This window comes from Prevotella sp. CAG:255 (assembly GCF_000431195.1).
Lineage (GTDB): Bacteria > Bacteroidota > Bacteroidia > Bacteroidales > Bacteroidaceae > Prevotella > Prevotella rara.
Map to the genome: position 1 here is coordinate 384 of NZ_HF986773.1, position 821 is coordinate 1,204.

Below are 821 nucleotides of genomic sequence, written 5' to 3' on the forward strand. Positions count from 1 at the left end.
TACGGGGCGATATGTCAGTGACAGCACAGGTGAAGCGGACGAATTGCAAACCATTATGAACGACTACAATGAAATGTTCGGCACTGCATTCACTACCGAAAACTTCCGTGCTTACTACGATGACATCAACCTGCGCATGAAAAAGAAGAAAGCGGACATGAAACCGCTTGACCTCTGCCTTGTAGTGGGTATGTTCCTCACCGGATTTGACAGCAAGAAACTCAATACACTCTATGTGGATAAGAACTTGGAGTATCATGGATTGCTGCAAGCGTTCAGCCGCACGAATCGTGTGCTGAACGAGAAAAAACGTTTCGGTAAAATTATATGCTTCCGTGATTTGAAAAGCAATGTTGATACGGCCATCAGGCTTTTCAGCAACTCCAACAATCCCGAAGAAATAGTACGTCCTCCGTTTGAGGAAGTAAAAAAGGAATACCAGCAGTTGGCAACTGACTTTTTGCAGAAATACCCGGAGCCAAGCAGCATAGACCTATTGCAGAGTGAAAAGGACAAGAAGGATTTTGTACTGGCTTTCCGTGACATTATCCGAAAACACGCAGAAATTCAGATATACGAGGATTACAATGATGATGCGGATGACCTCGGCATGACCGAACAGCAGTTCATGGACTTCCGAAGCAAGTACCTTGACATTCACGATACGTTTATCTTAGTTGATTCTGTTTCACCTGTAAAGTCGGGTGATGAAACACCGGGCGATGAGCGGTTAGAAGATGTGGATTTCTGCCTTGAACTTCTGCACAGCGACATTATCAATGTGGCTTACATCCTTGAATTGATTGCCGACCTTGACCCGT

1 protein-coding gene is annotated in these 821 nt (G+C 44.8%); it reads left to right on the top strand.

Going from position 1 to position 821, the window contains the following annotated elements; all coding sequences use genetic code 11:
- On the top strand, nt 1-821 hold an 821-nt coding region (locus QVO66_RS01990), incomplete at both ends, for a type I restriction endonuclease subunit R, EcoR124 family (protein WP_441295425.1).